6 protein-coding genes are annotated in these 7,606 nt (G+C 52.0%); 3 read left to right on the forward strand and 3 right to left on the reverse strand.

Going from position 1 to position 7,606, the window contains the following annotated elements:
* Positions 1–588: 588 nt before the first annotated feature.
* Both SBI19_RS29140 and SBI19_RS29145 read right to left on the reverse strand, forming a co-directional pair.
* Entirely contained in the window at positions 589–2,082 is a 1,494-nt protein-coding gene (locus SBI19_RS29140) for an amidase family protein (RefSeq protein ID WP_317973038.1), read from the reverse strand.
* A gap of 115 nt (positions 2,083–2,197) precedes the next feature.
* On the reverse strand, positions 2,198–3,088 hold the full coding sequence (locus tag SBI19_RS29145; RefSeq protein WP_317973039.1) for a methyltransferase domain-containing protein: 891 nt from the start codon (positions 3,086–3,088) through the stop codon (positions 2,198–2,200).
* A gap of 593 nt (positions 3,089–3,681) precedes the next feature.
* Here SBI19_RS29145 and SBI19_RS29150 point away from each other — a divergent pair.
* The 3 genes from SBI19_RS29150 (at position 3,682) to SBI19_RS29160 (ending at position 5,861) form a co-directional block, all read left to right on the forward strand.
* A complete protein-coding gene (locus SBI19_RS29150; protein WP_317973040.1) occupies positions 3,682–4,518 on the forward strand; it encodes a hypothetical protein in 837 nt (278 codons plus the stop codon).
* 115 nt (positions 4,519–4,633) lie between these two features.
* A complete protein-coding gene (locus SBI19_RS29155) occupies positions 4,634–5,239 on the forward strand; it encodes a DUF2087 domain-containing protein (RefSeq protein ID WP_317973041.1) in 606 nt (201 codons plus the stop codon).
* A 13-nt stretch (positions 5,240–5,252) separates the two neighbouring features.
* Entirely contained in the window at positions 5,253–5,861 is a 609-nt protein-coding gene (locus SBI19_RS29160; RefSeq protein WP_317973042.1) for a histidine phosphatase family protein, read from the forward strand.
* A gap of 69 nt (positions 5,862–5,930) precedes the next feature.
* Here SBI19_RS29160 and SBI19_RS29165 read toward each other — a convergent pair whose 3' ends face one another.
* Complete coding sequence (locus SBI19_RS29165; RefSeq protein ID WP_317973043.1) at positions 5,931–7,301, reverse strand: hypothetical protein; 1,371 nt, start codon at positions 7,299–7,301, stop codon at positions 5,931–5,933.
* Between the last annotated feature and the right edge of the window lie 305 nt (positions 7,302–7,606).

Below are 7,606 nucleotides of genomic sequence, written 5' to 3' on the forward strand. Positions count from 1 at the left end.
CTCCCACACTTCACTTATCATCGGACCCTTGGATGCCTGCTTCATGTAACATTAGGCGGGGCTGAGTCACACTTGTGGTGCTTTCGGCGTTGGAGTTAGCGGTTTATGTGGGGCTCAACCACACTTAATTTATCGTCGGACCCTTGGATACCTGCTTCATGTAACATTAGGCGGGGCTGCCACACACTTATTGTGCTTTCCGCGTTGGAGTTGGCGGTTTTAGTGGGGGGCTCCCACACTTCATTTATCATCGGACCCTTGGATGCCTGCTTCATGTAACATTAGGCGGGGCTAAGACACACTATTAGGCGGGGTTGAGACACACTTATTGTGCTTCCGGCGTTGGAGTTAGCGGTTTTAGTGGGGGGCTCCCACACTTAAACCGCCGAATGTCACCTGATTGCTTGCGGGACGCACCAGTGAGTGCTTTCGGCGTTGGAGTTAGCGGTTTATGTGGGGCTCAACCACACTTAATTTATCATCGGACCCTGGGATGCCTGCTTCATGTAACAGTGGATTTACCTCACTTGCTGGCTGGTGCCGAATAGTTCCAATGAAATAAGCGCGGCTTAGCCGCGCTTTCGCGCTTTATTGAGTTTCCTGCGGCATCATTGCCGGCGGAAACCGATATTGGGTAGCCTGCTCGAAGCTGTAAGCCAATCCGATCAGCAGCGGCTCGCTGAACGCAGTCCCTGCGAAGGTGATGCCATATGGGCCATCGGTTATGTAGCCCGCTTTGGACACGCGTCCATCGTTCGAATAGCCGCCAGGTACCGTTATGAGCGGATAACCTGCACGCGCCGCGATTTCCGACCCGTTATGCCCAAGGAACAGCAGCGCATCTACGCCGTACTCCTGCAGCGCATAGTCAATGCCTTGTTCGCGCGACATTTGCCGATTGAATCGCAGTCCGTTCACATAGATCTCATCGGTGAGCACGCCTGTCGTATCCGCTGAACGCGTCAAGCCCTTCTGCCCATATTTGAGCGCCTGCTCCGCATGCTGTTCATTGAATGCGATTAGCTCGGCAAGCGAATGAACAGGCACATTCGGGTTAAGTTTCGCCAAATAATCGTCCAGCCCTCGCTTGAACTCATAACGCACGACGCTGCGATCCCACTCGATGCCCGCACAAGGAATGTCAACATCGTCAACGATTATGCCTCCGAGCGATCGAACGACATCAATCGCCGATCCCAATATTTCGAGCGGCGCCTCGTCCAGTCCCTCGCAATAATAACGAGGCACGCCGATTCGCACCCCTTGCATCGCATCCTTATTCAGAAACTGCGTATAGTCGCGATGCACATGCTCCGAGCCTCTCATTGTCGCCTCATCTTGTTCATCCGGTCCTGCCAACACGCCGAGCAGAATGGCTGCATCCTTCACCGTTCGCGCGATCGGACCAGCTGTATCCTGCGTCAGCGACAATGGAATAAGACCCGTTCGACTCACTAACCCGACGGTTGGCTTAATGCCGACGACGAAATTGTAGCCTGACGGATTCACGATGGAACCGGACGTCTCAGTTCCGATCGCGCCAGCCGCGAAATTAGCGGCAACCGCTGCTGCCGAACCGGAGCTTGAGCCGCCGACGAACACATTGCCCGGACCGTACGGGTTAAGCACCAACCCGCCTCGCGAGCTGTAGCCTGCCCACATCGTTTCCGCCATGCCGTTCGCCCACTCGGTCATATTCGTCTTGCCGAGCAGGATCGCCCCTGCTTCCCGCAGACGGGCAGCAACGAATGCATCGGCTGGCGCAATCGATTGTGCCAACGCAATCGAGCCAGCGCTTGTGTGCATCCGATCCTGCGTATCAATATTGTCCTTCAGTACGATCGGGATACCGTGAAGGCGTCCCCTGCTTCCTATGCGCTGCCGTTCCTCATCCAGCGCTTGAGCAATCTCAATCGCGTCGGGATTCAGCTCCAGCATCGAATTGATCGGCCCGTCATAGTTGCGAATTCGTTCCAAATAAAGCAGAACAAGCTGCACCGAGGTAATATCCCCGCGCTCTAATGCGTCCTGCAACGTATCGATTTCTGCTTCAACAATCCACTGCCGAGGTGCCTCAATCATGCTGAAGGTCTCCCTATCGTTAGGATGGTAGCAAGCGCGTTCACCACATGCTGATGATATATTCCGCATCCGACAGTGGACTTCCTTTTTTTCCAATGTCAAACAAAATAATTTGTTATATCTTGCTCCGTTGTACCGTGCCGAAAGTGAATCGCATGCCCGGCGCATGGGTGACGAAACTGTTCGAATCGATCAATTGCGACAGCCGCAGCTCATTCTCGTACTGTCTGTTAGCCTCCTCGATCGTGCAGCCGCGGCTCATTAGCCCTTTGATAAACGGCTCAGTATCTCCTGGAGAAGCACCGAAGCCGCCGTCTGTGCGCATGGAAGCTAGCATCTCCGCATGCACATCCGCATCACCATTCGGATTCAAGAACAGCACTTTGTCGCTCACACGGCTCTCGATTTGCGTTAATCCAAGCTTGCTCATATAAACAGGCAGCTTGGAGCCAATATTGCCATCCTTCCCAACCCGCTTCGTGTCTCGTTCAAATAGTTTCTGCAGCAGTCCCACGTCTACGATTTTCGACTGATCGACTCCATCCACATAATAGCCCGCCATACATGCAACCCAATTGGATTCAATGCAGATGACCTTGCCGCCGTCGATGACACTGTCGATCATGATCTGCAGCGTGGCCTGCGGGTCCTGCATATGCATCAAGAATGCGTGACTAATTGCTATATCGTATTGCGGTTCACATACTAGGTGCGTCACATCACCCGCGATAAAATTCGTTTCATAGGGCAGTTCGCTAAACAACGAGCTAGCATGAGCAAGAAGCTCCATCCCTTCATCGATGCCCGTATAGGTGGAGCCCTCAGGCAGCAGCGGCAGCAGCTTCAGACCCAGATAACCATAGCCGCAGCCAAAATCGACTAAACGGACAGGCTCGGTGATCCGCCATACCTTCTCAACTAAAAATTCGAAATAATCATCGTTATGATGCAGCGGTCTCGTTCGGCGCAAATAGTCTATTTTGTTGTCCCAATAATAATCACTCATTGTTTGTCACTCCTCATCGTTGTTAGCATCCCGGCCGGGAATAAACACTAGCATATTGGAATTTTATAGAAAGATATAGACTTTAATTGGAACGCGGTTTATACTATTATCATAAGGTGCCGAAGCAGCACCCTAACTTTAAATATATCTTTTTCGGAGATTTGCACAGTTGATGTGCTTTTTTTATGCCTTTTTTTGATTTTTATTGTGAGAAAACCTCTATCGCGGTCTTTCGAAGATGAGCGACCTACAGCTTTGCAGAGCAAAGCAGCTTCGTAAGTAGCATGAGGTAGGTTTTATCGCCAATAAGAATTTGCATTTCGAGTGACTCGAAAATTTATACATTCTTATGTGGTAAAAAGATGCACTTCAGCAGTCGATTGACTAAGAATAATATAACTGCTTCTCTCCATCCTTTTCTTGACAGTTTTCGACTGGACGGCGTATAGTGAAATCACATATGCGGAACCGTTGCGTTTCCATCGCAGGGAAGCACCCTTCGAGCTTGGCCATTGGCCTTGCTGGAAGGGTGCTTTTTTCGTTGTGCGCCAGGTTGTCGCTATGAATCTATTCATTCAGGAGGTCTATTCATCATGATGGCATCCAACAGAGCGGCAGCCAAACGGCTGATCGTTCCGGTCCTGCTGCTTCTTACTCTCGTGTGCTCGCTGCTGCCTGCACCATCGGCTCATGCTGCTACGCAGTCGTTGTCCATCACCGCTCAGAAGCAATTCGACAAAATGAAAGCCGCCGCAGCGGCTGCTGACAGCACTAAGTTGCAGTCGTTGTACAGCAGTTTCGTTCAAGGGCAGGATCAGAACAATGCGCGCGACACACGCTTGAAGACGACAAGCAAGCAGAACGATACGAACGAGACCGCGCTGCGCAGCCGCATCAAAAGCATCGATCAGGCCAAAATCGATCTGCTTGCCCGCAAGCTGAAGCAAACCAAGGACAGCTATCAACCGCTGTTCGACAAATACGCAGCCGCCACTGCCTCTCTGAAAGCAGCTAAGAAGCTTGGCAGCAAAACGCTTATTGCAGCGGTTCAACTGCAGGTCGACCTGCTCGCTATTACGGTTAAAGCTGCAAAAGCGGACATTAGTTATGCGGACACCGAATATAAGCAAGCGAAGGCGACTGCCGCTGCAACGATCAAGCGGCTGCGCGACCAACTGGCCGCCATCGATAAAGAAGAGCAGCTCATCTCCCCTCAGAAGTCGGCGATCAGTCAGCTGAACAAGCAGAAGTCGGCCGAATGGAGCGATTTTCTGTATGCGCTGCGAACCGGAGACAGCAAGAACGCGATCCGCTCGCTTACCTCGCTGAGCAGCATATTGAACGAGACGGCGCAGCGGCTGGCAACGATCGAAGGCTGTGAAACGCGTATCGCAGCTATTATCAAGAGCGTGTCGAACCAAGTCCGGTAACGCAGTGAATGCCGAACAAGCCTCGGGTATTGACATTGCCCGGGGCTTCGTTTATATTTCGTTTTAACTAATATCTAATTAGATTGTTGTTAAATTGTAAAGGAGAGTGAAGCAGATGCAACTAGATAAGGTCGTCAGCTACCATAAAGCGTTGGCCGATGCGAATCGGCTTCGGATGCTCGTCCTGCTCGCAGACGGCGAACGGAACGGATTGGAACTTGCGGAGAAGCTGGGTGTCACGCCTGCAACCGTTACCCATCACGCGGCTAAGCTGCGGGAAGCGAGTCTGATCAATGAACGCCGGGAGAAGAATACGATCTACTTCTCGCTCAATCATTATTTTCTCAAGAATAGTGCGTCTGCCGCTGCTGACTTCATCTATCGCGGTACGAATGCGCGCAGCGAAATGAATCCGATGGACGCCGAATTAACGAGACTGAAGGAATCCGTAATCCGTAACTTCTTCGATAAGGACGGCAAGCTGAAACAAATCCCGTCACAACTCAAGAAGAAGTTGATCGTGCTGGAGCATATCGTTGCCGGACTGGAGAAGTCGCGGCCGTATACAGAGAAGGAAATCAATGCGTACATTAAACAGTACCATGATGATTTTGCAACGATTCGACGGGAGTTTATTATGCACCAATTCATGTTCCGGGAGAAAGAAACATACGAGTTGAACCCGCCAGAGCTCTGGGCAAGGTGGGAATCGCTCTCCTAGAGGAGGAAGCGGCATGCGTACGCTCTATCTGGTTCGTCATGGCCTTAAGGAGAAGGTCATCGGCGATGCTGCCTTATCAGATGCGGGGCGGTTGCAGGCGGAGGCAACGGCTCATTTTCTCCAAGATAAGTCTGTTCATGCCATCGTCGCCAGCCCGCTTCTTAGAGCTAAGCAGACTGCTGCAATTATTGCAGATGCGCTGGGAGCCTCTGAGGTGAAGGTAGACCATCGTCTGCGCGAGCGAGCGAACTGGGGAGATCTGCCGGAGCAGAGCTTTGATCAATTCGTTGCGATGTGGGAGCAGTGTTCGCGGGATCCCGAGTACGTTCCGCCTGTTGGCGATTCGGCCAGGCAGGCTGGCGAGCGATTCGCTGCTGCGTTGCTGGAAATCGGGGAGGCCTCGCCGGACGAGAGCAGCATTGTTGTTGTCACGCATGGCGGCGTCCTGACCGACTTTCTTGTGCATTATTGGGATGAGATGGAGCTGAATCGCTGGCATCCGGATTTTGTCGCTGAGCAGAGCAGCCTTATATCGGAGTGTTCGATTACGCAGGTTACTTATGATACAGGGTGCTTCAAGATTGAGAGCTTTGCTTCGGTTGCGCATTTGGATGAGGAGTAGGAGAATGCTTGGATAAAAGCTGAGCTGAACTGGCCCGGGTGATCTAATGCGGCGGTAAGCTGAGTTCTTTTAAGTTGGGCCGATTGCACTCATCATCATGCCTTTGGTTTCATCAGCCAGTGGCCCAGATAGGCGGATGGTTTGAACGGTACTGTTGCGATTCGAAGCTGTAAAGGTTAGTCGCGATAGATTATATTTGGACTGGATGACGACGCTCACGGAGCTGCTGCTTCCCTTGTTTACTGATGCTGTCCCCAGCTGCTTTTCCAGCCATGCAAGCGTTACGGACTGTAAGCCGGTTAGGCGCGCTGGATAATAGATATGTTTGACCTCGCCGATTGCATCGGTTTGAAGAGTAAAGTTACGATAGAATAACAAATTGCTGCGCTTGCCGAGCGGCTCGCCCAGCTGCGGTGCTGCGACGATTTGTTCGCCTGGCCGAATGGGAACATCCTCGAACGTCCCTCTACTTAGGAGCGTGTTTATTAATTTCCTCAGTTCTCCTCTCTCTGTGCTCGTCTTCACGTTTACAACATTGCTCAGATGAACGACTTCGGTTCCGAAAGTGACCGTTCCTGCATCTTCGTCGATTGCTGTTATCGTGATTTGTTCAGGATTCTGTACCGTACAATTCACTGTCTCGCGTGCGTCACACAAGCCAAGGAATCCTTGCTGCGTTTCATCCCAATGCTTCAGCAGCTCCTCAGGCAGATCCTTACCCTGGAACAATGTCGTATATGGCTCAGCACTTCCCCCCTTGCTCAAATTCCGCAAACCGATGGACCATCCGCCTCCCCGCCAGTTCCCCAATACACTCAGCATAATAATGTCACCAGCTGTCGTGCGGAACAGTCCGTATTGAGTCAGTACATGAAGGAAGAACGGCTCCACCTCGCCCTGATCGCCAGGAAGCGGCACGATGTGCGAGCGGATGGTCGATATTGATCCGTCTGTGTAGTTGAACAACATAATGGCGCTTAACGGCACGCCTTGGCAGCCTGCCTCGCCGCAAGGAATGTCGGACGTGAACGTTCGAACATACTTCACCCCCGTGTTGGTGGGGTGCAGCACCGTGCTCATATGATAACCACTAGATGCCAGCAATGTCCCATACTTAGGATCCGACGCGCCTTTGGTGTTCAGAGCCGCGAGCAGCTTGGCCTCCCCTTTGGCCACATTAGCGTATGCTCCTTCCTGATCATTGGCGAGGTAAAGCTTCTTCGCTTGGGCCATGTAGGACTTCGTTTCCTTCAGCAGCGTAACGATGGGATCGGACGTGGCGGCTGATGCGGCTTCTGCTCTAAGCGAGCTAGAATGCAACGGTGCTATCGCGGTAATAAGTAGGAGGAAAGTGAGTAGAGTGGCGATTGCAGATGTTCTTTGATTGCGATGGTTGCGTAGAGTGCGATGACCGTCAGTATTGACTATTGTCGTTCTCATGGGCGGCTTCCTCTCTGCGAGAATGAATGGACATATAGAAAATAATGGATGAACCGTAATGTGACAAGAAGAATCTGTTGCGGTTACGCGGAACGAAACACTTGCGGCGGCGTGGTTGGAGGATGTGGGTAAAAAGAAGAGTATAGCGATTGTACACGGCGCGGTCGCGGCCTGATGTGGAGCGGTAGGTGCAGTTTTGCACCTTATTGGCCCACCTGCGGCGCGCGATGCTCAATAAGGTGCATTTCTGCACCTTATTAGCTCACCTGCGGCGCGCGATGCTCCATATGGTGCATTTCTGCACC

Source organism: Paenibacillus sp. CCS19 (assembly GCF_033239625.1).
In the GTDB taxonomy this organism is placed as follows: domain Bacteria; phylum Bacillota; class Bacilli; order Paenibacillales; family Paenibacillaceae; genus Paenibacillus_T.

Excerpts from the sequence above, each read along its gene's own strand:
- SBI19_RS29140 (WP_317973038.1), bottom strand. The coding sequence starts at position 2,082 with ATGATTGAGGCACCTCGGCAGTGGATTGTTGAAGCAGAAATCGATACG.
- SBI19_RS29145 (WP_317973039.1), bottom strand. The coding sequence starts at position 3,088 with ATGAGTGATTATTATTGGGACAACAAAATAGACTATTTGCGCCGAACG.
- SBI19_RS29150 (WP_317973040.1), top strand. The coding sequence starts at position 3,682 with ATGATGGCATCCAACAGAGCGGCAGCCAAACGGCTGATCGTTCCGGTC.
- SBI19_RS29155 (WP_317973041.1), top strand. The coding sequence starts at position 4,634 with ATGCAACTAGATAAGGTCGTCAGCTACCATAAAGCGTTGGCCGATGCG.
- SBI19_RS29160 (WP_317973042.1), top strand. The coding sequence starts at position 5,253 with ATGCGTACGCTCTATCTGGTTCGTCATGGCCTTAAGGAGAAGGTCATC.
- SBI19_RS29165 (WP_317973043.1), bottom strand. The coding sequence starts at position 7,301 with ATGAGAACGACAATAGTCAATACTGACGGTCATCGCACTCTACGCAAC.